Annotated in this window: 25 protein-coding genes; 7 read left to right on the top strand and 18 right to left on the bottom strand. The window is 45.1% G+C overall.

Annotated features, from left to right (window positions below; genetic code table 11):
* Window positions 1-52 precede the first annotated feature (52 nt).
* From F7D20_RS08510 to F7D20_RS08520, 3 genes are all read right to left on the bottom strand, one after another.
* Window positions 53-1,219, bottom strand: coding sequence for a pyridoxal phosphate-dependent aminotransferase (locus tag F7D20_RS08510; protein WP_158463675.1), 1,167 nt, complete (start codon window positions 1,217-1,219; stop codon window positions 53-55).
* A gap of 124 nt (window positions 1,220-1,343) precedes the next feature.
* Window positions 1,344-2,177, bottom strand: coding sequence for a prephenate dehydratase (locus tag F7D20_RS08515; protein ID WP_158463676.1), 834 nt, complete (start codon window positions 2,175-2,177; stop codon window positions 1,344-1,346).
* Between the two features lie 460 nt (window positions 2,178-2,637).
* Window positions 2,638-3,366, bottom strand: coding sequence for a peptidylprolyl isomerase (locus tag F7D20_RS08520; RefSeq protein WP_158463677.1), 729 nt, complete (start codon window positions 3,364-3,366; stop codon window positions 2,638-2,640).
* 168 nt (window positions 3,367-3,534) lie between these two features.
* On the opposite strand from F7D20_RS08520, the gene F7D20_RS08525 reads away from it, so the two are divergent.
* On the top strand, window positions 3,535-4,398 hold the full coding sequence (locus F7D20_RS08525; RefSeq protein ID WP_228114146.1) for a hypothetical protein: 864 nt from the start codon (window positions 3,535-3,537) through the stop codon (window positions 4,396-4,398).
* A gap of 192 nt (window positions 4,399-4,590) precedes the next feature.
* Here the strand turns inward: F7D20_RS08525 and F7D20_RS08530 are convergent, their stop codons facing one another.
* From F7D20_RS08530 to F7D20_RS08550, 5 genes are all read right to left on the bottom strand, one after another.
* Entirely contained in the window at window positions 4,591-5,682 is a 1,092-nt protein-coding gene (locus F7D20_RS08530; RefSeq protein WP_158463678.1) for a UDP-N-acetyl glucosamine 2-epimerase, read from the bottom strand.
* A gap of 14 nt (window positions 5,683-5,696) precedes the next feature.
* Complete coding sequence (locus F7D20_RS08535; RefSeq protein WP_022251849.1) at window positions 5,697-6,644, bottom strand: SPFH domain-containing protein; 948 nt, start codon at window positions 6,642-6,644, stop codon at window positions 5,697-5,699.
* Between the two features lie 25 nt (window positions 6,645-6,669).
* On the bottom strand, window positions 6,670-7,128 hold the full coding sequence (locus F7D20_RS08540; protein ID WP_158463679.1) for an NfeD family protein: 459 nt from the start codon (window positions 7,126-7,128) through the stop codon (window positions 6,670-6,672).
* Window positions 7,129-7,237: 109 nt separating this feature from the next.
* Entirely contained in the window at window positions 7,238-8,071 is an 834-nt protein-coding gene (locus F7D20_RS08545; RefSeq protein ID WP_158463680.1) for a M48 family metallopeptidase, read from the bottom strand.
* Window positions 8,072-8,292: 221 nt separating this feature from the next.
* Window positions 8,293-8,784: a hypothetical protein gene (locus tag F7D20_RS08550; protein ID WP_228114147.1), complete on the bottom strand. Its 492-nt coding sequence runs from the start codon at window positions 8,782-8,784 to the stop codon at window positions 8,293-8,295.
* A gap of 250 nt (window positions 8,785-9,034) precedes the next feature.
* Here F7D20_RS08550 and F7D20_RS08555 point away from each other — a divergent pair, with 250 nt between their 5' ends.
* The 6 genes from F7D20_RS08555 (at window position 9,035) to F7D20_RS08580 (ending at window position 14,044) form a co-directional block, all read left to right on the top strand.
* Window positions 9,035-9,397 carry a hypothetical protein gene (locus tag F7D20_RS08555; protein WP_158463682.1) on the top strand — a complete coding sequence of 121 codons (363 nt, stop codon included), beginning with the start codon at window positions 9,035-9,037 and terminating at the stop codon, window positions 9,395-9,397.
* A gap of 720 nt (window positions 9,398-10,117) precedes the next feature.
* Window positions 10,118-11,269: a PDDEXK nuclease domain-containing protein gene (locus tag F7D20_RS08560; RefSeq protein WP_158463683.1), complete on the top strand. Its 1,152-nt coding sequence runs from the start codon at window positions 10,118-10,120 to the stop codon at window positions 11,267-11,269.
* Window positions 11,270-11,287: 18 nt separating this feature from the next.
* The gene (locus F7D20_RS08565) at window positions 11,288-11,950 is read left to right on the top strand and encodes a hypothetical protein (RefSeq protein ID WP_134844647.1); all 663 of its coding nucleotides are present in this window, start codon (window positions 11,288-11,290) and stop codon (window positions 11,948-11,950) included.
* 12 nt (window positions 11,951-11,962) lie between these two features.
* Window positions 11,963-12,223: a hypothetical protein gene (locus tag F7D20_RS08570; RefSeq protein ID WP_158463684.1), complete on the top strand. Its 261-nt coding sequence runs from the start codon at window positions 11,963-11,965 to the stop codon at window positions 12,221-12,223.
* A gap of 1 nt (window position 12,224) precedes the next feature.
* Entirely contained in the window at window positions 12,225-12,974 is a 750-nt protein-coding gene (locus F7D20_RS08575; protein ID WP_194253535.1) for a hypothetical protein, read from the top strand.
* Window positions 12,975-13,774: 800 nt separating this feature from the next.
* The gene (locus tag F7D20_RS08580) at window positions 13,775-14,044 is read left to right on the top strand and encodes a DUF4372 domain-containing protein (protein WP_158463686.1); all 270 of its coding nucleotides are present in this window, start codon (window positions 13,775-13,777) and stop codon (window positions 14,042-14,044) included.
* On the opposite strand, the gene F7D20_RS08585 is transcribed toward F7D20_RS08580, so the two are convergent.
* The 10 genes from F7D20_RS08585 to F7D20_RS08630 all read right to left on the bottom strand — a co-directional run bounded on the left by F7D20_RS08585 (window position 14,024) and on the right by F7D20_RS08630 (window position 24,217).
* Window positions 14,024-15,475 carry an NADH-quinone oxidoreductase subunit N gene (locus tag F7D20_RS08585; RefSeq protein WP_158463687.1) on the bottom strand — a complete coding sequence of 484 codons (1,452 nt, stop codon included), beginning with the start codon at window positions 15,473-15,475 and terminating at the stop codon, window positions 14,024-14,026. The two genes, F7D20_RS08580 and F7D20_RS08585, sit on opposite strands and share 21 nt — an antisense overlap.
* 15 nt (window positions 15,476-15,490) lie before the next feature.
* Window positions 15,491-16,990 carry a complex I subunit 4 family protein gene (locus tag F7D20_RS08590; protein ID WP_153083865.1) on the bottom strand — a complete coding sequence of 500 codons (1,500 nt, stop codon included), beginning with the start codon at window positions 16,988-16,990 and terminating at the stop codon, window positions 15,491-15,493.
* A gap of 33 nt (window positions 16,991-17,023) precedes the next feature.
* Window positions 17,024-18,979, bottom strand: a complete 1,956-nt coding sequence (gene nuoL / locus F7D20_RS08595; RefSeq protein WP_158463688.1) for an NADH-quinone oxidoreductase subunit L — start codon at window positions 18,977-18,979, stop codon at window positions 17,024-17,026.
* Between the two features lie 8 nt (window positions 18,980-18,987).
* The gene (gene nuoK / locus F7D20_RS08600) at window positions 18,988-19,296 is read right to left on the bottom strand and encodes an NADH-quinone oxidoreductase subunit NuoK (protein ID WP_006846356.1); all 309 of its coding nucleotides are present in this window, start codon (window positions 19,294-19,296) and stop codon (window positions 18,988-18,990) included.
* Window positions 19,293-19,820: an NADH-quinone oxidoreductase subunit J family protein gene (locus F7D20_RS08605; protein WP_158463689.1), complete on the bottom strand. Its 528-nt coding sequence runs from the start codon at window positions 19,818-19,820 to the stop codon at window positions 19,293-19,295. The genes nuoK and F7D20_RS08605 overlap by 4 nt, the downstream gene beginning before the upstream one ends.
* A gap of 15 nt (window positions 19,821-19,835) precedes the next feature.
* Window positions 19,836-20,366 carry a NuoI/complex I 23 kDa subunit family protein gene (locus tag F7D20_RS08610; protein ID WP_158463690.1) on the bottom strand — a complete coding sequence of 177 codons (531 nt, stop codon included), beginning with the start codon at window positions 20,364-20,366 and terminating at the stop codon, window positions 19,836-19,838.
* Between the two features lie 105 nt (window positions 20,367-20,471).
* Complete coding sequence (nuoH, locus tag F7D20_RS08615; protein ID WP_158463691.1) at window positions 20,472-21,557, bottom strand: NADH-quinone oxidoreductase subunit NuoH; 1,086 nt, start codon at window positions 21,555-21,557, stop codon at window positions 20,472-20,474.
* A gap of 2 nt (window positions 21,558-21,559) precedes the next feature.
* Window positions 21,560-23,131 carry an NADH-quinone oxidoreductase subunit C gene (locus tag F7D20_RS08620; protein WP_158463692.1) on the bottom strand — a complete coding sequence of 524 codons (1,572 nt, stop codon included), beginning with the start codon at window positions 23,129-23,131 and terminating at the stop codon, window positions 21,560-21,562.
* Window positions 23,132-23,150: 19 nt separating this feature from the next.
* The gene (locus tag F7D20_RS08625; RefSeq protein ID WP_158463693.1) at window positions 23,151-23,876 is read right to left on the bottom strand and encodes an NADH-quinone oxidoreductase subunit B; all 726 of its coding nucleotides are present in this window, start codon (window positions 23,874-23,876) and stop codon (window positions 23,151-23,153) included.
* Window positions 23,867-24,217, bottom strand: coding sequence for an NADH-quinone oxidoreductase subunit A (locus F7D20_RS08630; RefSeq protein WP_022251748.1), 351 nt, complete (start codon window positions 24,215-24,217; stop codon window positions 23,867-23,869). Before F7D20_RS08630 ends, F7D20_RS08625 begins: the two co-directional genes overlap by 10 nt.
* Between the last annotated feature and the right edge of the window lie 326 nt (window positions 24,218-24,543).

The raw sequence follows: 24,543 nt of genomic DNA on the forward strand, positions 1-24,543 counted from the left end.
ATTTTTTAATGTGAATGTTTTCTGTTTACTTATTTTTTATAAGGTGAAGACTCTATGCGAAGAGCTTCTTGATGCGCTGCAAGGCTTCCTTCATCTTGTCGTCCTTGGCACACAGGCTGATGCGTACATAACGCTTGCCGTTGCTTCCGAAGATAAAGCCTGGGGTAATGAACACCCGTGCCTCGTGGAGCACTTTCTCGGTCAGGTCTTCCACATCGGTATAGCTCTCAGGTATCTTACCCCAAAGGAACATGCCCACCTGCTTAGGATCGTAGGTACAGCCCATCACGTCCATGATCTGTTCGGCAATGTCGCGACGACGACGATAGTTGTCGATGTTGTTTTCGTGGTGCCATTCATCGCTGTTACCTATCATGGCCTCGGCAGCAGCTAATTGTATGCCTCGGAACGAGCCATTGTCGATATTGCTCTTCACCTTGAGAATCCACGAGATGAAAGTCTTGTTGCTCGAAATCATCGCCACACGCCATCCGGGCATATTATGACTCTTGCTCAGCGAGTTGAATTCGATACAGCAGTCTTTTGCTCCCGGCACCTGCATGATGCTCATGGGGTGCTCATTGAGGATGAGTGAGTAAGGATTGTCGTTCACTACAACGATATTGTGCTTCTTGGCAAACTCTACCAGTCTCTCGTAAGTCTCCATGCGGGCATTGCCTCCTGTAGGCATATTGGGATAGTTGGTCCACATCAGCTTGACATGACTGAGGTCCATCTTCTCCAATGCATCGAAGTCGGGCTGCCATCCGTTGTCCTCTCTGAGATCATAATAAGTAATCTTGGTGCCCAAAATCTTATTGATGGCAGTATAGGTGGGATAGCCAGGATTAGGAATCAGCACCTCGTCGCCGGGATTGCAGAAAGCCAAAGTGACATGCAGGATGCCTTCCTTGCTTCCTATCAGCGGCTGTATCTCTGTAGCCCAGTCGAGGTCTACATCGTACCATCTCTTGTAGAACTCTGCCATTGCCTTTCGCAGCTCAGGAATGCCCACTGTGGGCTGATAACCATGTGTGTCGGACTTCTGAGCCACTTCGCAGAGTTTATCGATGGTCTGCTTTGACGGTGGCATGTCTGGACTTCCGATGGCAAGGCTGATGATGTCCTTTCCCTCGGCATTCAACTGAGCTACTTCTTTCAGTTTGCGGCTGAAGTAGTATTCCTGTATCTCGGTTACTCTATTGGCTGGCTGTATCATTTTATCTAATGTTTTAATTTTTAATGTTCAATGTTTAGTGTTGAATGTAAAGTATAATCGGCAGCAAGGCTCTTTTTACTTTTTTACCTTTTTACTTTTTTACCTTTATAATTTTTTTCAACTCCTACTCTCTTTCCTCGTACTCGCCGAGAACCTTGATTTTCTTCACCAGTGGTGTGATGGCATCAATACTCTGGCGGTATCGGGTAAGGTTGTCGAAGGTGAGGTCTACATAGAAGAGATATTCCCACTCATGTCCGATGACGGGCAGCGACTGAATCTTGGTCAGGTTCACATCGTAGAAGCTCAGGATGGTGAGCACCTTTGAGAGCGATCCCTTGTCGTGGGAAAGGCTGAAGACGATGCTTGCCTTGTTGGCCTTCTCAATAGGTCGAAGGAGAGCTGCCTTCTGCGGATTGCTCACCACGAGGAAGCGCGTGTAGTTGTGCGGATTGTCGTGGATGCCTTCTTGCAGCACCTTCATGTCATACATCTCGGCTGCATAAGTTGAGCAGATGGCAGCCCATCCCCTTACCTGATGCTTGGCAATAAAGGCAGCCGAACCTGCGGTATCTTCAGCCTCTACAGCTTTCAGGTCGGGATGATTGGCGAGGAATCTGCCACACTGCATCAATGCCACAGGATGGGAATGCACTTCCTGAAGTGTACTCCAGTCATCATCGGGCAAACAGCAGATGCTGTGCTCTATATGGAGGCGGTGCTCGCCTACTACTGTCGTTCCACTTTGGCGCAGAAGCTCATAGTTGTGGAGCAGACTGCCCGCTATGGTATTCTCGATGGCTACGATGCCGATGACTGTAGGATCGCGCTTGATGTTTTCGAACACCTCCTCGAAGGTGGCGCAACAAATCAGTTCCACCTGTTCATCACCGAAATATTGATGGGCAGCTATGTCATGAAACGACCCCAACTCGCCTTGTATTGCTATTCTCTTCATCTATATTGTTTGTATCTGTTATGAAAAACGGTCCTCACTCTCCAAGGAGCGGGACCGTTTCGATAGATTTCTTAATCTTAATATCCTAAGTTGAAATTATACGCAACTTCCCGCTTTACAATTGCTTGCAAAGTAAAAATAAAAGCTATAAAAGTATGCGTTAAACTTCTTCATTGTTCTTTCTTTTATTTATTGTCTACTACAATGGGGGATTCCCCCAATTGTGTTATACGATTGCAAAAGTAGCATTTTTATTTGTTTCCACCAAACAAATTGACAGATTTTTTATACAAAACCTTGCAATTTATTGTTTTCGTGCATAAAGATGCTTATATTTTCCAAGATTTTTCTGCTCTATGGAAATTCTACAGGAAGCCTTCATCTGCCAACGAAGCCTATTGCGTTTGCCAACGAAGCCTATTGCGTTTTTCAGCCCTATATACCTTATTATATATATTGTCTATTTTTTGACTTCCGTAGCTTTGATGATAACAACATCCTGCAGGGGACGGTCATTATTGCTTTTGTCGGTCTCCACATTCTGGATTTTCTCTACCACATCCAGTCCTTCAAGCACTTCGCCAAAGACTGTGTAGCCACCATCAAGATGGGGCACGCCGCCATATTTCACATATCCAGCCTGCACCTGCTCATTGGGAATGGCGTACACCTTGTCCTCGCCTTTCATCTTCTGCACCAGATATTCCATCTGCCGTGCTGAGAAATTGCGTCCCCAGGTGATGTAGAAATCGCAAGGTGCCGAAGCTTTCTGTGGATTCACGTCATCGCCCTCACGGGCAGCACAGAGCTGTCCGCGCTTGTGATAATATTTGGGATAACGTATCTCGGCAGGCACAGTGTAGGCAGTATCGAAGCGCTCCACCTTGCCGGGCGTCACCTTTCGTGTGCCAGGATTGCCGCCCTGAATCATAAAGTTCTTGATGACTCTCTGAAAGATGCAACCATCATAATAGCCCATCCTCACCCACTTCAGGAAATTGTCTCGATGAAGAGGTGTATCGTTGTAAAGCGCCACGCGGATATTGCCCATGTTTGTTTCTATCAGCACCTCTGGACAGGTGGCATCCTGATGGAAAGCGGCCGTATCAGGTACGGCATTATCGGTCTGCGCACAAGCCATCAGAGGCAGAAGCAGACAGTACATTATAAACAAAAAAGTTCTTCTCATATTCATACTTTTTATTATTACAAGACAAAGGTAATGCTTTTTTAACCAAAACATTCCTATTTATTGTTTTTTAATATAAACATCTTATCGCTTTCGTCTAAAAAGTTGTAAGTTTGTACGTGAATAACAAGAATATCAGGCTCACGAAAGCCAAAAAGTTGAATCATTATGAAAAGTAAAATAGCATATTTCTTCATGCTCATCCTCTGCTGTGCTTCTGTTCATGCACAGCAGGTTCATCTCGGTCCGCTCCACAGTAGCGACAATCCACGTGAAGACTGGCTGTTGCCAGGCGACACCATCTTCCAGGCCGAACAGCCTCTCATATACAAGGGTAAGCCGGTAAAGAATACCCAATACTCCGTTGCCAAGAAAAGTTTGATGGCTTTGGCTCCATTCCAGGATACAGACAGCAAATCGATGTATGCTGGCGACAGGTCGGTGTATGCTGGCGACAGCAGTTTCTTCTACAATCCCGTAAGCATGATGCCCTTCAGTACGTATGGTTACGGACTGCACCGGGGACTGAACGTATCGCTCGACCTTTCTGCCTTTGCCACCTTTGGCAAGAACCTGCCACACAAGGGCGGTTTCTCGCAGAACATCAACGCCACCTATCTGGCTCCGCTCACCAAGGACGGCAAGTTGTGGATAGCAGGCGGTGGCTATTTCAACAACACCTTCTGGGGAAGCGACAGCTATCGTGATGTAGGCCTGTACGCCATCCTTGGCTATCGGTTCAACGAGCACTGGGAAGCCTACGTTTACGGTCAACTGAGCGTGAACAACAATTACAGCCGATACGGCAATCTCTATAGAGGTTATCCCTATTATGGATGGGGTTGGCCTGCAACAGGTGTCATGCCGTTGGGCTATGGCATGGGGGCAGCCGGTGCCAATGTACTGGGAGCAGGAGTGAAATACAATGTCAACAAGAATTTCTCTATCGGACTGAACGTAGAAGGCATCTGGTACAACAACAAGACTCCAGTCTACTTCGACCAATACAATTATCCCGGCAGGACTGATTAACGTCGGATGCTTATCGCATCAAGTCAAATCGTGAACGTCTGTATTAAATGAGGAAGTTAAGGAGTTAAGACAGAAAAAGGGGCAACAGTTTCAGTTGTCCCTTTTTCTTTTTATGCATCAATTCTGTTGTTGCCTTATCCATAACAATGCCCTCCTAAGGACATGGAATGGCTGCAGCTGACCAGAAAAACATTATTCATTGACCAGTATCTGGACGATACGGTCGGCAGATCTTCCGTCCCATCTGTCGGGAATGCCCGCTTTCTTCCATTCGCCTCTCAGCAAGACCTTCGTCATCAGTACAAGACGGTCAGCATCCTCGCCCACCAACACATTGGTACCGATCTTCACGGTCTCGATATGCTCGGTATAGCTATTGAGCGTGATACAAGGCACACCGTTGAAGGTGGCTTCTTCTGCCACATTTCCTGAGTCGGTAACGATGCCCATGGCGTGAGCTGTGAGATAGCTGAAATCCAAATAGCCCTGAGCCTCTATCAGCATGATGCCCTCCAAGCCCATAGCCTCTACCTCCTGGCGAGCCTTTCCACGAAGCGGAGCCACTACAGGCACACCAGCCTCATGAGCAGAGGAAACCACGGCAGACACTAAGCTGCGCATCTCCTCGCTATTATTGATGATGGCCTTGCGGTTGAGCGTCAGCACGATGTACTGTCCCTCCTTCAGTTGCTTGTCGTCCATCAGCTGTGGACGCTTCATGTGCTGCTGCAGAAAACGGATATTATCGATGAGCACATTGCCCACCATATAGACCTTGGAAAGCTCGGCGCCCTCCTTGTTGGCGATGCTGTTGTTGGAAATACCCGCAGTAAAGAGGATATCAGACAGTCCGTCGATAACCAGTCGGTTGATTTCCTTGGGCATAGTGATGTCGAAGCTACGGGTGCCTGCGGCAATATGTGCCAACAGAATGCCTTGCTTCTTGGTAACGATGGCTGCAGCCATGGTAGAGGCAAGGTCGTCGACCACTATAACCACATCCGTAGGATTCTGCTGCAGATAAAGCTCGAACTTAGACATGACCTGTCCTGTGAGTTCGTTGAGATTCTCGCAGTCCACACCTAAATAGATATCAGGACGACTTATCTCCAAGTCGTCGAAGAGAGAGTCCTCGAGTGTAGGATCGTCCTCACAGCCGGCATAAACCAAGCTGTAGTTGATGGACTGTCCATTCTTTTGGGCGTTTACAATCGCTCTGATGACGGGTGCCACCTTGATAAAGTTGGGTCGAGCACCCGCAACAATACAGATATTCTTATTCATCGTTTCGTTTTTGATTATCCCTTAAAAAGATCCTTGATGCCGCCGATAGAACCCATCAGGTTGGAAGCCTCGTAAGGCAGATATACAACCTTGTTGTCCTTACCCTGAGCCACATCCTGCATCATGGCGATGTATTTCTGTGCCAAGAGATAGTTGGCAGGATTGGTAGACTGTCCTACGGCATCTGTAATTTTCTGAATAGCAATAGCTTCTGCCTCAGCCTTGCGAATACGTGCAGTAGCCTCACCCTCAGCCTTGAGGATGGCCTGTTGCTTGACAGCCTCAGCCTTGTTGACGATAGCAGCCTTCTCACCTTCAGAGAGCAGGCGCTGTTTTTCCTTCTCACCCTCGGAAGCCAGGATGGTGGCACGCTTGTTACGCTCAGCCTGCATCTGCTTCTCCATGGCTCTGAGCACACTCTCTGGAGGAGTAATATCCTGCAACTCCACACGATTTACCTTGATACCCCACTTGTTGGTAGCATCGTCCAATACCGCACGCAACTTGGTATTGATGGTATCGCGCGAGGTCAAAGTCTGGTCCAGTTCCATCTCGCCGATGATGTTACGCAGAGTTGTCTGTGTAAGTTTCTCGATGGCATTGGGCAGATTGTTGATTTCGTACACACTCTTGAAAGGGTCTACTATCTGGAAGTACAACAGAGCATTGATCTGCATCTGGATATTATCTTTTGTGATCACGTTCTGTCGGTCGAAATCGTACACCTGTTCACGCAGGTCGATAGTGTTGGTGTACATATATCTTCCATTGCGCATAGCCACAATCTCCTTGGCACGGTCGATAAATGGTATAATGATGTTGATACCAGGTCTGAGGGTTGCATAGTAACGTCCCAGACGCTCTATAATCTTTGTCTCACTCTGAGGAATGATAACAATCGTTTTCTTTACGAAAATAAGGGCCAGCACAACGATGGCAGCCAATACATAAATTCCAATCATAATCGTTATGTTTTAGAGTTATTAATTATCTTACAATCTCCTCCACCTTCAAGATGATGGACTCTCTGCCCACGATTTTCACCTTGGCACCTTCGGCAATATCCTCAAGTGCAGAAGGAGCCTCAGCCTTCCAGTCGTCACCATCGAGTTTCACGCGACCATAACCGCCCTTTACGATGCACTGGCTTACCTCGCCTACCTGTCCCAACAAGGCATCGGCATTACTCACTCTGTCATCGGCACCATGCTTGATAATATGCAGCAGGTGCGGACGAATAAGCCAGATACTCAGCACGGAGCATACCGCCCATACCACAATCTGCAACCAGAAGGGCAAGCCCATCCATGCTGCTAAGATGCTGACAATGGCACCAATGGCAAAACACGTTACGTAGAAATCGCCCGAAGACAACTCCATAATCAGGCACAGGAAGGTAATCACCGTCCAGAACAGCCAAAGGTTTTGTGAGATGTAATCAATCATATCTTTGAATTTTTAGTTAGTCATTCCTACTGCATTCATGCTAAGAGGTTGTCACGAAAGCACATTCTTTGGTCTGCCCGTGCTTTTGTCAGCTCATTCTCTCCCAAGCTTACCTTTTCTTTGTATTCTTGGCAGGATGATAATACTTGAGCGCTGTAGGCATTTCCTTTTGCAAAGCAGCTATTCGCTTGGCATCGGAAGGATGGTCGCTGAAGATGTCATTCTGGTTGGAACTGTTGCCCTGCGACATACGTTTCCAGAACGGAATGGCCTGCTGAGGATCGTAGCCTGCCATGGCAGCAAAAATAAGTCCCATATAGTCGGCCTCTGTCTCATTGTCGCGCGAATACTTCAAGTTGCGGAAAGAGAAATACTTTCCAGCCACGGCACTCGCCAAATCGCCTACACCGCTGCCTACAGCCTGATTGAGCACATTGCCCAGGATGTTGGTACCTACTTGTTGGTTTTGCTGCTTGGTAAGCTGCTCGGCACTGTGCTTTGCCACAGCATGAGCAATTTCATGTCCCAAGACGATGGCAAGAGCCGTCTCATTCTGTGTATAGGGCAACAAGCCTTCATACACCACAATTTTTCCACCAGGCATACAGAAGGCGTTGGCACTCTTGTCCTGCACGAGGTTGAATTCCCATGCATAGTTTTTCACATCGTTGGCAAAGCCGTTCTGCTTCAGATAGGTTTCCACGGCTGTAGCCAGTTTGCGCCCTACCCTTTGCACCATGGCCGTATGTTGAGCATTGGTCGACTTCTTGGCAGTCGCCATATACTTGGTATATTCTTGGTTGGAGAGGCTGAGCACTTGCTCGTCTGACACCGAGATGCGATGTGTGCGACCTGTAAGAGGCACGGTCTGCGTGGTTCCACATGATGTCATCATCATCAAAGCCACCATGGCTCCAAGAGCCATTCTTTTAATACTTTTCATAATCTCCCTTTTTTGAGTTATTTGTTCATACTGCAAAAATAGTATTTATTCGGCAAACGACCAAACAAATAATGTTATTTCTTAGCAAATTTTCTATATCTACAGCAGATATTGCCCACGATAACAGATAAGTATAAAGGTAAAGCAGTGTTCATCGATTTTTAACACTCTCAATCTCTTGGTTGCGAATTTGAGGCTTAGCACAATATTTATCAATTCTATCATTTTCTAAATAACAAGCTAACTCCCCACATCGCAAATATTCCTCCAATTGTGAAGACTACAGATCCTATGCAGAACCCCCATGTTATTTGTTTCCATTTCTTATGCCACTTAGCATCTTCTTTTTCAAATTGTTTAAAATATTTCAGATAACGATCGTTTGAAAGAACAGCCTTATATGCTGGAATATAACATAGTCCGACAGGCAATGCAATTATTGCTATAGCTATAATTTCATTAACTCCTCCAAACATGCCATCTGGGATTCCCAATAAAACAAATGACAAAAATATAGAATAACCTGAATAAAAAAATCCAAACCAATGATGAGCGGAACTTATAGATATCCCTCCTTCCTTTCCATACATATAATACCACAAGTCCTTACATTTCGTTCTTTCATCCACTTTCTTATTGTAGAAGTTCTCAAAAGAAAAAAGAACAGATAAATAGTACATTATTCTCAATACACAATTATCTACTTTTTTCATTGACCATATTTCTCCTAAATATATGCAGTAATGAACTGCGTTCAAAAAAAACTCAAATTTCTTATTCATACGTAAATTACTAAAGTTTCCCACCCCAAATTAATGGGATAAAAATAACAGTTTCTCAATAAAAAATTGTATATTTGTAATCGCTAAACAACAATAATACAACGATTTAAAGAGTAACTGTTATGAATGCAAAATTAAGCAATTTTCTGAGTTGTCCAACATATTAAGTGTTAAAAATTCATTGAGAACGAATTTAATGTCACTTTTCACCCGATCTGGGCTTGGTCATCTGCTCTGTAGAATGTCCTTGGAGAAGCAAGCAGGCATTCCTTCCGTTCAGCTAATCCTGTCTCTCTGCCTTTTCCGTATAGCAGGTGAAAGCATACATTCCATGTACAAGAAGTCATATTATGACCTTCTGAACACAGGTCACAATTGCTATTATCGAATGATGCGCAGGGCTACCATGGACTGGCGCAAACTCCTTATGGGTATGGCTCTTCGCTTTTTGGCAATTCTTCGCAAGGAGCAGGCCGAAGTCTCTTCTGATAACGCTGTTACATATTTGACGACACTACGTTGGAGAAGACAGGCTATGGCATAGAGCAAATCAGCCGTGTCTTGGACCATGTGCAAGGAAAATGCATCCTTGGATTCAAACTGTTGGTATGCGCATTTTTTGATAGCACTATATGAAGGCATTTTTATGAAAAAGAACGCCTAAAAAGGCAAAAAATAGCAAAATAGAGCATTTGTTTTGAGTTCCAAGTGGTTGTGGCAGTCGTTGGCTTTAGTTGGCAGTGACAAGGAAATGAGGAAAATGCAGATTAGAGAAGTAGAAACGCTTTCAAATCATTACCCAATGGAAACGCCCTAATAAGCATTTTTAACGGTGGCGGTTCAATCTTCTCCATTCTGCGTAGGTTTTGGTTTTGCCATGCAACTCTCATAGTTTTATTTTGCACCGAACAAAAAAGTAAGAATTATGAGATGCACTTTCAAGACAGTCTTCTATGTAAATGGAAGTAAGGAGTGAAACGGAAGCCACTTGGGCGAACCACCGCAGTGTTTTCAATGGTATTAGGTTTTATTCTTGCCCAAACACATTGTGTCCACAAAGACACAGCAAGGTATGTTTCGAGTTACTCGAAACCTTTCAAGTTACTCTTGAAAGAACAAACGAATTGTCCTCCTAAGTCGGGCAATTTTACAGATAATAATTTTAATTTGTCTAAATAGTAGCAATATATGCCAATTATTCATTTTTTCTGATTGATTATCAAGATAAAACATTATATTTGTAGCATTAAATGGTTTTAGAATTATGGCAAAGAAAAATATAGACTTAGCAGTAGTCCTTCATGATGATTGCGACTACAAGGACTGGCTTGTGGAACTCAAGGAACGATTCTACAGCCATCGCCTCAAAGCGTCATGTGCCACCAATGGCTACTTGTTGGACTTCTATTGGAAGTTGGGACGAGACATTGAAGCCAAACAATATGCCAATACTTACGGCTCTGGCTTTTATAAGAATCTCAGTCAGGACTTGAAGAACGAGATGCCAGGGGTAAAAGGTTTCTCGCCTATAAACTTGCGCTATATGAGTAAGTTTTTCAAACTCTATGCTCCTCTATATAGAAATATTCCGCAGACTGCGGAACTTTTCTCTGATTCGTTGTCAGACTCAAATGTTCCGCAAGTTGCGGAACAATCTAAAAAACGTCAACAGCCTGTTGATGATTTCAAGATGTTGTTCTCCATTCCTTGGGACCATCATCGCCGTATCATTGACAAATGTAAGGATGATATGGACAAAGCCCTGTTCTTTGCAAGAAAGACATGGGAAAATAACTGGGGACGTGATGCATTGCTTAATTGGCTCGACACAGACCTATATGAGCGTGATGGCAAAGCTGTTACAAATTTCCAATCTACACTTCCTGCTGTGCAGAGCGATTTAGCACAGCAAATGACAAAAGATCCGTATCAATTTGACTTCCTCAATCTGAGAGAGAAATTTGACGAGCGAGACATCGAAGATGAATTGGTGAACAATGTAACACGTTTTCTTTTGGAACTAGGAAAGGGATTCTCTTATATGGGCAGACAGTTTCGTTTGGAGGTAGGTCAGCAGGAGTTCTTCCCAGACTTGCTGTTTTACAATGCCCACCTCCATGCCTATGTGGTCATTGAGCTAAAAGCCCAGTCGTTCCATCCATCATTCTTGGGGCAACTAAGTTTCTATGTGTCAGCCGTCAACCATCAGTTCAAGACCGACATCGACAACCCTACCATCGGTTTGCTCATTTGCAAGGACAAAGACAATGTGGTGGCAAAATACGCCTTGGATTCATACAAAGAACCAATGGGTATATCAGAATATCAACTGTCAAAGCTCTTCCCGAAAGACTTCAAATCTTCCATGCCGACTATTGAGGAATTGGAAAAGGGGTTGAAAGATAATCGAGAATAACGAGCCAAGATGCTTAATATGAATAAAGAAGAAATAAAACAAGAACAAAATAAAGGGCTAATAGCTCGCATATTAGGAGGAACACCCACTATTTTACAGAAGGTGTTCTTTATACTTATGGCATTTTCGCTGATATTATGGCCCTTGGGATGCTATGTTTCTATATTCTTCTTTGATGCCCCTGTTCGCTCTGATGTAGACAAAATATGTCGTTATGGTATGCTTATAACCATCTACTTGTATCCTATCTACTTGTTCCCTTTGTTGAGATTTATGTTTCAACTTTCAAAGAACTTAAGAGCAACTTGGCTTTATTATCTATGTCCGATAGTACCAATATTAATTCTTAGGTTGTTATTTTCAATTAGTACAATCAGTGCTCCGAAAATAGACAATACCGAATTTTGCACTAATGAGGATTTGGTTGGTCATTGGACTTTGAATGGTGGAGAAAGACAGATCAATTATCCTGAGATTGAATTTTTCAATGATAGTACGGTGGAATTATACTCACAAGCTGATACCCTATACAGATATACCTATTGTTTGCAAAATGATTCCTTATATCTCAATGACATAAATGGAAGACAATACGTAAATAAAATCAATAAAGTCGATGACGAAACCATTATGTTTGAGGGTATCGCAGATGTTAAAGGCATACAGATTTATCATAAATAAAATGTTCTTGAAATGAGAATCTATGAACGAAAAAATATACTTGAAAGAAATATAAATTATAGCAATGCGTATGGTAGAAATCTTCTACAAGAAGCTATTGTATCTTGTGAAAATGCAATTGCTATTGATTTAGTGAATAAGGGCATTGATACTAATCATCAAGATAAAAAGGAGATGACTCCTTTAGATTTCGCAAAGCAAATTAAAGATATGGAAATGATTAATATTCTTGCAAATAAAAATCTAATTTCAAAATACCAAAGTAAAAAGTAATATGAGGCATTTCTTATTGACAATCGTTATAGTCTTGGTCATAGCAATGGGGCTATCCTCTTGTCTATGTCAACCAAGGTCTGTAAGTTTTTCGCATCTTGTAGAAAAAATAGATAGCATAAATACTCATTTCTACACTTTACAACAAGCTCCACCGGATAGCGGTGTCCTACTAAAAGAAACTTTAGTAAAAGAACTTCTCGGAGATATTTTCTATCACCGTAAAGAGGTACAAAACAGAGAAGTTAGGCTCGTCGGTGTCAGTCAACCATATACACAAGTCCTTGCCTGTGCCTTTAACATAAAGAGCATTGGTTTTGAATGGAAAACAAATGAAACATTTCTTGTTACTTATGGGCATGATGGAAAAATTGCAGATGCATTATATTTAGGCATAAACGAAATTACCCCCACATTTATAAAGTTCAGTTTCAATAGCAAACGGCATATTCCTACAGAGGATATTCAAAGAAGTAAATGGGTATATAACGAGCAAAGTAATCTTCTTAAATTAGAGGTATTTGAAGAAAATTCTTGGCTTGACGAAGACAAAAATCCATGCTTGGACAACTACTATCATACTTTCTTCTATCGAATAGACGAACAAGGGCGTATTGTCCGCTTAAGAAAAGGGAAAATCGTTCCTTATAAATATAACCATTCTGACCATGCCTACGACTCATATCTTAAAGCAGCACATAAACGCTTTGCATTACAATTCACTCCCGATTCAGAAAGGCACATGAAATAGTTAGAAGAAACTGAAGAAGAGCCCCAAAAAATCGTTATATTTAGGGGATAGCAAAAAAACAAAAATTATAATGGATTTATAGAATAATCCAAATTTTATTAGTAGTTTTGCAAACGATAAGAGTTGTTTGACAAGCAATCCTATGCACATTGCAGAAAATAGCACTGTTGCCAAATCATTACCTCCATTGAGGTGAAACACTCATAAATCGCTCATTTTAAGCTATTCTGCAGATTTTAGCATAATTTTGAAGAAAAAAGTGTCAAAGTATCATCCTTTTGCTGAACACAGAGATAAACAACTGATATATAACAAGATAGAAGAATGATACATTTTGAAATATCTTACAAGAAGTATCATAGAAGTATCATAAATCTGATAGAAGTATCATAAATAACGTCATCTAAGTATCACAAAATCGTCATAAGGCATTATGCATAAAAGCAAAGCCGCCGACCTGCAAGGAGTGCCCAAGAATCGCCTGACTTTTGGGCACTCTGTGCACACCGCATGGGCAATAAATGCCCGACGCTTGTTCAGCTGATGCCCATCGCTTGGTCTGTCGATGCCCGTCGCTTGGTCCCTGAGTGCCCACTTGACGGGCAAGACATACCACCTGATGGTCTCTGACAGAACGGCTTATGTGATTTTATTCCTCATCCAGCTTGTCAATCTTTTCTCTTATTCATAGTTTGTATTGACATTCTTTACATACTGGAAGAGTAGGTGCTCGGAGGTTTTGAAATTGCTATCTTTGCAGAAGCTTACAATTCGCAAGCATCTACAAATTCAAGGCTGTTATGAATCAAGGTCGATATGTATTCATGCAACTTGTGGATTTTCTTCCAAGGAAGAACTTTGAGTGGTTGGTAAAAAAGTATGAAGGCAACAAATATATTAAGAGATTTAAAGGGGAAAAAGGAAATCGTGTAGGGGGAAAGAAAGAAAGAAGGAAGGAAAGAAGAAAAGGGAAGAAAAAAGACCCCAAGGCTTATCCCTTAGGGTCTTTATTATTTTCTGCCCCTATAGGGGGCATATTGTTTCGTCAATTACGCGTTGGCAGCTACTGAAATCCAGTCGAAGACGAATGAGCAGATACCGAAAGCCACGATGCCAACTGTGCAGATGGCAAGAGCCAACTTGGTAGAGCAAGCGCTCTGGAAGGTTGGCAGCGGACTGTCGCTGTGCTTGATGAACATCGCCTTCACGATGAGCAAGTAGTAGTACAAGCTGATGACTGTGTTGACCAAAGCGATGAATACTACGCCATAAGCCCATGCTCCGAGTGTGGTGTGGATATCGGCGCCATGAACGGCAGCCATAAACACGAAGAACTTGGAGAACATACCGGCGAATGGAGGAATACCACCCAATGAGAACAACGCCAAAGTCATGAGGAAAGCCAAACGTGGGTTGGTCTTATAGAAACCATTGTAGCTGTCCATCTGCACTGTACCGCCATTGTGCTCCTCAACAGAAGAGATGATGGCAAACACACTCAGGTTGGCTACTACGTAAATGAGAACATAGTAAGTCAGCGAGGTGATGCTCAAGGTTGAGTTGCCGATGACTGCCAACATGATGTAACCAGCCTGAGAGATTGAAGAGAATGCCATGAAACGCTTCAAGTCACTCTGACGGATGGCGAACAGGTTGGCGATAGTGATAGAGAGTACAATCACGATATAGAGCAATACTGTCCAATACTCTACCATTGGCTGGAACACCTTCATGAGGATAGCACAGAGTGTGAACGCAGCAGCACCCTTGGAAACTACCGACAGATAACCTGTCACAGTAGTAGGAGCACCCTGGTAAGAATCGGCTGTCCAGAAGTGGAAAGGAACCAAGGAGATCTTGAAGCCCAAACCACTGAAGAAGAACACCATACCGGCAATGGTCAATGGAGAGGCAGAGATGTTCTGAGCCACGTCCTCGAAGTACAAGGTGCCACAGGCAGCATAAAGCAGAGAGATACCATAGATCATCACGCCACTTGAGAAAGTAGCGGTAAGGATGAACTTGGCACCTGCTTCAGCAGAGTTGTGACGATACTTGTCGAAGGCAACCAAGCAAGCCATTGGCACGGATGCCATCTCCAGACCGAGGAAGAACAGGAGGAAGTGGTTGGCACTAACCATCATGTTCATACCCAACAGAGTAGAGAGAACCAACATATAGAACTCGCCCTCCTTGAAGGCTGTGTCCTTACGGCTCAACCACTCCTTAGCCTGTATCAGGACTATCAGTGTGCCAAGCGCCAAGACGGTCTTGAGAACACCAGCGGCAGGACCAGAGGTGTACATTCCACCAAAGGCAGATGTGGCTTCTGTAGGGAAGATATTGATGGCAATGTGAGCCACCATCAAGAGACATACCAGAGGATTGAACCACTTACGGTCTGCGCTCTTGGAACTGCAGAAGTCAGCAATGAAAGTGATCAACAGAACTACCATCAGAGTAGCTTCTGGAATCATATTTAAAAATTGACTGTAATTCATTTCTTCTGATATTTATTACATGATTACACTAAAGATAGGACCTACAGCGTCCATGATAATCTTCTCAGCCCAGAGTGGGAACATACCGAGACCTGCAACGCAGGCGATAAGACCTGCTACAGCGATACGCTCGTCCCAGGTAGCATCGTGAAGTTTCTCCAACTTAGGACTAGGAACCTTCTGATAAAGGATCTTACCAACACAACGCAAGATGTAAACCGCTGTTACTACGATAGAGGTACATGCGATGATGGTACATACACGATGGAACATATCTGCATTCTGGAAGGCACCTACGAAGATGGTCATCTCGGCTACGAAACCAGAGAAACCAGGCAAACCGAGGTTAGCCAAACCAGCTACTGCATAACCTACTGAGAGGAATGGAATAATCTTCATCAAACCACCCAGGTAACGTACGTCACGTGTACCAGCCTGATGGTAAATCATACCGATAACGGCGAAGAAGAGGGCGGTCATCAAACCGTGAGACAACATCTGGAGGATTGCACCAGTAGCGGCTGTCTCGGTCATCATACAGAGAGCGAAGAGCACCATACCACAGTGAGATACTGATGAGTAAGCGTTGATGTACTTCAAGTCGGTCTGTACACATGCTGACAAAGCACCATATACGATAGAGATAGTAGTCAGTACGAGGAACACCTTGATCCAGAATCCGTGAGTAGCAGCTGGCAAGAGGAACATGGCGATACGGAAGCAACCGTAACCACCAAGCTTCATCAATACACCGGCGTGCAACATAGATACGGCTGTTGGCGCACTGGCGTGACCATCAGGAGACCATGTATGGAATGGGAACAGCGCACCAAGGATACCGAAACCGATGAAGAGCAATGGGAAGAACACGTTCTGCACGCTCTCTGGAATCGCATGAGCACCATTAGTATGGTGAGCGATATCGAGGATTTCGAAGGTCTGAGCACCACTGTAGAAGTAGATACCCAGGATACCGATAACCAAAAGGGCTGAACCACCCATCAACATCAAAGTCAACTTCATGGCTGAATACTCCTTCGCACCACTACCCCATACACCGATGAGGAGGTACATAGGAATCAGCGCAACCTCATAGAACATGAACATGGTGAACATGTCGATAGAGATGAAGAAGCCATATACACCGATGCTCAGGAGTGTGAACCAGAGGAAGTATTCCTTCTTCATTGGCTCCATCTGCCAGGAAGCAAATGTACCGGTGAACACGATGATAGAAGTCAGGAGAAGCATCACCACAGAGATACCATCCACACCGAGTGAATAGTTGATGTGCAATGGTTCAAACCAAGGCACACAGTAGGTGAAGAGCATCGGAGCTTGGTCGGCTGGCATTGTCTCACGAGCTTCGAGAAATGCAAACACCAAATAGATGGAGAGACCGAGCAATACGCTGGCACCTGCTACCATCACACCACGAACCTGCTTGTCGTTGCGTGCCAACCAGAGGCCGAGCAACATCAGGAGTGGTACTATGACGAATATACTTAAATTCATTTCTTTTCTATTTACTTAATTGTGAGACTTTCATTAAAGAAGTGCGAGCAGGCACAATGTCAATGCTACGGTACCGGTGAGGAACCAGATAGCATAGCTGCGAACATCACCACTCTGCCATGGGCGGATGGTTTCACCTGCCTCCTGTGTACCCCAAGCTATGAAGTTGAAGGTACCATCGATAACGCGACGGTCGAACCATGCGATTGGCTTTGAGAAGCAACCGAAGACAATCTTGTGAGTGAAGAACTGCCAAGCATCGTCGATATAGAAACGGTTCAAGGCTGCCTTGTGCAACTTAGGCATCTTCTTAGCCAAAGCGTCTGCCAATGGAGTCTTCTTAGGAGCATACATGTAAGTAGCCAGACCGATACCGATGATAGCAACGATAACAGAGGTTGTTGCCACACTCATGTCGATATGGATATCGTAGCTCTGACCTGTAGCAGATACGAAGTGACCGAATGGAATCAAACCGCAGAGGCAAGAGATGATGGCGAGGAATACCAATGGACCCCACATCACAAAAGGAACCTCCTGTGGCTTGCGACGGTTCTCAGGATCAAGCTCATAGTAGCTCTGTCCCCAGAAGATGACGTAGTAGAGACGGAACATGTAGAATGCAGTCATACCGGCAACCACTGTCATGAACCAGCCCATGAATGGAGAGAACTGGAAGCATGCTGAGATAATCTCATCCTTTGACCAGAAACCTGCGAATGGAGGAATACCTGCAATCGCCAAGCAACCGATGAGGAAGCAGATGTTGGTAATAGGCATGTACTTGTGCAAACCGCCCATGTAATCCTTGAAGTTACTGCCGATGATGACGATGATGGCACCAGAGCAAAGGAAGAGCAATGCCTTGAACATAGCGTGGGTAAACAGGTGGAAGATACCAGCCATATAACCCAAACCACCATGGTGGTTATCTACTGCGAAGCAAACGCCGAGAGCTACGAGCATGTAGGCAATCTGAGAGATAGTAGAGAAAGCCAGACCACGCTTGATATCACGCTGGCAGCAAGCTACGGCTGCTGCATAGAATGCGGTGAAGGCTGCAATGTAAGCTACATAGTGCAATGTCTCAGGAGCATACTGTACCCAGATTGGGAAGAGGCTGGCTACCTGATAAACACCAGCCACAACCATGGTAGCGGCGTGGATCAACGCAGAAACTGGAGTTGGACCCTCCATCGCATCTGGCAACCAGATGTGCAATGGGAACATCGCACTCTTACCGGCACCACCGATGAACATGAGGAACAACGCTACAGGCATCACCCATGCAGCACCAGCCAAAGAACTCTGAAGCTCTGGCTGAGCATTCAAGTCGTAGTTGAAGGTTCCTACATAGAAGCTGTAGAACAAGATACCGATCAAGAAGAAGAGGTCGGCGAAACGAGTCACGATGAACGCCTTCTTGCTGGCATGTACTGCTGCATGCTTGGGATAATAGAATCCGATGAGCAGATAAGAGCAGACACCCACCAACTCCCAGAACAGATACATCTGGAAAATATTGGTAGCTACTACCAGACCCAACATAGACATGGTGAAGAGGCTCAGGTAAGCGTAGAAACGCTGCATACCCTTCTCATAACCCTCTACCTTGTAATTCTCGTCACGCTCGGCCATATAGCCGAATGAGTAGATGTGAACCATGAAGCTGACGGTGGTAATCACGATGAGCATCAATACAGAGATTGGTGTCAGACGGAAACCAATGTTGAAGGTCAGCAACTCGGTAAACTTCAACCAAGTAAAATTGAATGAGTCAACAGTTGGATACAAACCTGTTGAAGCATCACGGCCGATAGCAAAGAAATATTCGTATGCTGTATAAATAGACAGACCGAATACACAACCCATCAGGACGGTACCGATGATGGCTGCTACCTGCTTTTTCATCTTCATACCCGCAAGTCCCAGAACCAGGAAGCTCAGGAATGGCAGAAGAAGTATCAAAAATGCATAACTGTAATTCATTGTCTTAATTAGAATTTCATGTTTTCAATACTGTTCACCTGGTCACTGTGATAGTTGCGGTAAACGTTAATAATTATTGCGAGCGCTACGGCTGTCTCGGCTGCTGCCACTCCGATAGAGAACAATGTGAAGAAGAAACCTTCCAACTGTCCTGGGAAGAGGATGCGGTTGAACACTGCGAAGTTCAGATCGGCTGCATTCAATACAAGCTCGATGGAGATGAGCATGGCAACGAGATTACGACGTGTACAGAAACCATAAACGCCGATGAAGAACAAGAGTGCTGAAAGCACGAAGAAATACTGTACTGGAATCATTTCTTATCCTCCTTTCTTGCGATTAAGATACCACCGATGATACATGCCAACAGGAATACAGAGATAAACTCGAATGGCAATACATAGCCATACTTGTCAGCACCTACGAGTGCAGAACCAATCTGGTCCATAGGCACCTCAGTGTCGGCTACTGTTGCAGCCAAATCGATAAAGTGATTCTTCAACACGATGACTGCCAAGGTTACAAAACCTACGAGGCAGACGAGTGCACGGCCAATGACCTTGCTACCCTTCACGTGCTCCAAAAGACCCTGAAGGGTACGCTTGGAAACCAACTGAATGGCGAAGACATAGAGAATTGTAATACCACCTGCATATACAGCAATCTGAGCTGCACCCAGATAGGTATAGTCGAGCAGGAAGAATACACCAGCTACACCGAAGAGTACGAACAACAGATAAGTTGCCGCACGCATGATACGCTTGGTAGCTACGCACATGATGGCTGAGCCAAGGATGACTACTGCCAAGATGACGAACATAAATAAATTTGCTGTTATCATTGTCTAAAGTCCTCCTTACTTAGTCTTGGTGTTAAACTTACCGATTTCGAGTGGAGCGCCACCATCAATGAGGTTAGGAAGGCTTCCGCCCTTGTAAACCTCCTTGTCAAGGTGCATCACCAACTTGCTGCGGTCAAAGACTGCATTCTCGAAATCGTTGACAAACTTAATTGCACCGAAGTTACATGCGTTCACACAGAGTTCACAGAACATGCAGTCACCCAAGTCGTACTGGTAATCCACCAACTTGCGCTTCTTCTTGCCTGTCTCTGGGTCCTCCACCATCTCGGTCTGAATCTTGATGGTATCGTTGGGGCATGACTTCTCACACAATGTACAACCCACACACTTGTAAGCCTCGTTCTCGTCGCGGACGAAAACCAGACGACCACGGAAACGTGGAGAAATGTGGAGTGTAGTCTTGCGGTTCTCAGGATATTGCTCGGTGCTCTTGGGTGTGAAGTACTCCTTCATGGTAGTCTTCATACCGATAGCGAGGGTCTTCAAACCCGCTGCAATACCGCCGAAATATGAATTGTTAGACATACTTTTATTTTTTGTTTATTTGTTAAGAAATAACAGAAGTTTCAAGCTGTAGAACTATTGTCTTGACTCCTTAACTTCTTTAACTCCTTTAACTCCTTAATAATATTATCCGTGGATTCCGAATGCTACGCATACGGTCATCATGATCAGGATGACGAGTGACAATGGCATCAAGTACTTCCACTCCAGCTTCAGAATCTGGTCGATACGCAGACGTGGGAAAGTCCAACGTACCCACATCAGGAGCCATACCACAGCGAAGGTCTTACCGAAGAACCAGATGAAACCAGGAATCAAGTTCATCAAATTGTCGAAGCCCTCGATACCGATGTTCAATGGCGCCCAACCACCGAGGAATACGGTAGAAGCAATACCAGAAATCACGAAGAGGTTGAGGTACTCAGCCAAGTAGTAGAAACCGAAGCCCATACCAGAATACTCTGTATGATAACCTGCGGTCAACTCACTCTCAGCCTCAGCCAGGTCGAAAGGACCACGGTTAGCCTCAGCGTTACCTGCTACGAGGAATACGAGGAAAGCAAGGATAGCTGGAACATGACCCTTGATGATCAACCAGTTCCAAGCACCAGTCTGATCCGCAACGATTTCGCTCACCTGCATGGTTCCAGTAAGAACTACTGCAGAAATCAGGCAGAGACCGAGAGACATCTCATAAGAAATCATCTGTACGGCACCACGCATGGCAGATACCACAGAGTACTTGTTGTTGGATGCCCAACCGGCGAGGAACACGCCCAGCACACCGATAGAACTTACGGCTGTGATGAGGAATACACCTACGTTGAAGTCGAGAATATGTGCTCCCTTGTTCCATGGAAGGAATGAGAAAGTACCTACAGAGGCAATGATCACGAGGAAAGGTGCCAGGTAGTAGAGCAGCTTGTCGGCTCTGTCTACAGCAAAAATCTCCTTGATCAACATCTTGAGCACATCGGCGAACACCTGGAAGATACCCCAAGGACCTACACGCATAGGGCCGAGACGGCACTGGAAGTAGGCACACACCTTACGCTCCATAAAGATAAGTACGATAGCTATCAGGGCGTATGCTGTCAAAATGCAGACACCCACGAGCACGCACTCTATCAGAATCGACAGGAAGTCGCCCAGACCCAAGGTCTGGCGAAGCAGATTGTCGATGAATGTTGTTACTATACTAAAATCAAACATAATTATCTATCAATATCAGGGATTACGAAGTCGATTGCTGCACCTGTTGTAATCAAGTCAGCGATTTTCTGTCCACGAAGCATTGGATCGAGCGCACCTGTCAAAGACAAGCCCATTGGGCGCATCTTCATACGGTATGGACTCTTGTCACCCTTTGAGTCGAGATATACACCAAACTCGCCGCTGGCACCCTCTACAGAGAAGTACCACTGTCCCTCAGGGACCTTGATGATTGGCTTCTGCTTGATGTAGTACTCACCCTCAGGAATGTTGTCGATCAACTGCTCGATGATGTCCAAGCTCTGATACAACTCCTGGATGTGTACATAGTAACGATCCATAGAATCGCAACCTGTCAGAGTGATTTCCTTCCACTCCACCTTGTCGTACATATCGTATGGATGACGCTTGCGGGTATCGTTCTTCCAACCAGATGCACGGCCGGCAGGACCGGTAACGGCATAGTTGATACAATCCTCAAGATTCATTGGACCTACGCCTTCAAGACGGTTGTGAGTGATCACATTGTCGCCGAATACGTCGAGGTACTCCTGAATCATAGGACGCAGATACTTGCAGAGTGTCTTCACATTCTGTACGAAGTTAGGATCGATGTCTGCCTGAAGGCCACCGATACGATAGTAGTTCTGGATCAGACGGCCACCGGTTGTCTCCTCCATCACGTTCAATACGTGCTCACGGTCGCGCATACAGTAGAGGAATGCGGTCAAGGCACCCAGGTCCTGTGCGGTACAGCCGAGATAGAGCAAGTGAGAGTCGATACGCTGCAACTCATCCATGATGGTGCGGATGTAGCGGATGCGGTCTGAGAGTTCGATGCCCATAGCCTCCTCGATAACGCCTACCAGAGCGTGGCGGTGCATCATCGCAGAGAGATAGTTCAGACGGTCGGTCAAAGCCAATGTCTGTGGATAGGTCATTCCTTCCCACATCTTCTCGATACCACGGTGAATATAACCAAGGTGTGGATAGATGCGCTTCACGGTCTCGCCGTCGATAACGGTCTGCAGACGGAGCACACCGTGGGTGGATGGGTGGTTAGGACCGATATTCACCACATAGTCGTCATCGTCGAAACGGCGCTTCTGGGTTTCTACCAAATGTCCGTCGGCACTCAGCGAGTACTCTACGGTGAAGTCGTCCTCTGGCTCGTCGGTGCAGGGGAACTGGTTGGCCTCAGGACTCATATCGAAGTCCTTGCGCAATGGATGGCCCTGGAAGTCGGTGCGCAAGAAAAGTCGGCGCATGTCTGGATGACCCAGGAACTTGATGCCGACGAAGTCGAACACCTCACGCTCCAACAGGTCAGCCACCTTCCAAAGATTGATGACTGTAGGAATCACATCGCTGCCATCCACCTTCTTGGCGATGGTCTTTACTGAGCAGCGCTCGTTGGTCTGAGTCTTCTCGAGAATATAGATACATCCGAGACCTTCCTCACCGAAGTCTTCACCGATGATGGTAACAAGGTAGTCGAAATGCTTCTCGTTCTTCAACTTCGCCATCTCTGAGGAGAAATTGTCAAAACTCAATTCAATATTATTCAGTTTCATGTTCTTATACCTTATTATATTAATCAGTTAGACCTTTCTGAGGGTCGAAATCCTCAGGTACTTCTGTCACAATGATAGGCTCCTTGTGTCCAAGCTTCTCGCTGTCAGAGAGGTTCTCGTTGCTCAAGCCGCGAAGACCGCCCTTGCTCATAGAAAGCTCCTTCTCGTCGCGGGTCATCTTGTGGTTGGCTCCGCCGAAGAATTTCTCAACCTTTACCTTACGCTGCAACTGCATCATACCGTAAAGGATCGCCTCTGGACGTGGAGGACAACCTGGGATGTAGACATCTACAGGCACTAACTCGCTGATGCCACGAACCACGTTGTAGCTCTTCTTGAAAGGACCGCCCGAGATGGCGCATCCTCCTACGGCTACCACATACTTTGGCTCAGCCATTTCATCGTACAAACGTTTGAATACTGGTGCCATCTTGTTGGTGATAGTTCCGGCACACATGATCAGGTCAGCCTGGCGTGGAGAGTTACGGGTTACCTCGAAACCGAAACGTGAGAAATCGTAACGCGCACATCCTACAGCCATAAACTCGATACCGCAGCAAGAGGTACCGAAGGTCAATGACCAGAGTGAGTTACTGCGTCCCCAGTTGATGGCAGCATCGAGCGAACCAAGAACCACATTGGCTCCACCCTCATTCAGCTCTTGAGCTATCTTCTCGAGGGTGTCGTTGTCCTTAAACTCGTCGTAAGGAATACTCTTGATAGAGGCTCTTTTGTTTACTTCCATTCCAATGCTCCTTTCCGCCAAGCATAAGCAAGGCCTAATACCAATACCAACAGGAAGAATCCGATGCTCACGAGAGCCATAGATCCAAACTGCTTAACTACGACTGCCCATGGGTAAAGCATTACAGTCTCAATGTCGAACATCAGGAAAAGGATGGCGAAGAGATAGTAGCCGATATGGGATGGCAACCATGAGCTGCCACGAGTCGGAATACCACACTCGAAAGGTTCACCCTTTACCGGATTGTAAGAACGAGGACCGATGAGCTTAGCGATGACATAAGCAGCCACCACCAAGGTTACAGCCGTCAGCAAAACGGTGATAAATAGTGTAAAGTTCATAAAAAATTATAACGTTATTATTTAAACTGCTTGTAAGCGGCTGCAAAGTTACAAATTTATTTCGTAACAGCACGCTTTTTCTGAAGAAAAGTTTTAGTTTTTTCATTCTTCTTCCACTTCGACATTTTTTCGCTTTACTGGAGTATGAATATTGAAGAATTTAAAGGGAAAAAGGCAGGGAAACTGCATAAACAAAACTAAAAGAAAGAGACCACTTGAAAAAGCCAATTTTACGAAAACCAGTATTTGATTATCATTAAGTTATTTGAACTTTCGCAAGTGGTTTATGTACGGGCTGAAGGCCCAAAAGCTCTTAGCCCAGGGCA

Source organism: Segatella copri, from assembly GCF_009495355.1.
GTDB lineage: Bacteria > Bacteroidota > Bacteroidia > Bacteroidales > Bacteroidaceae > Prevotella.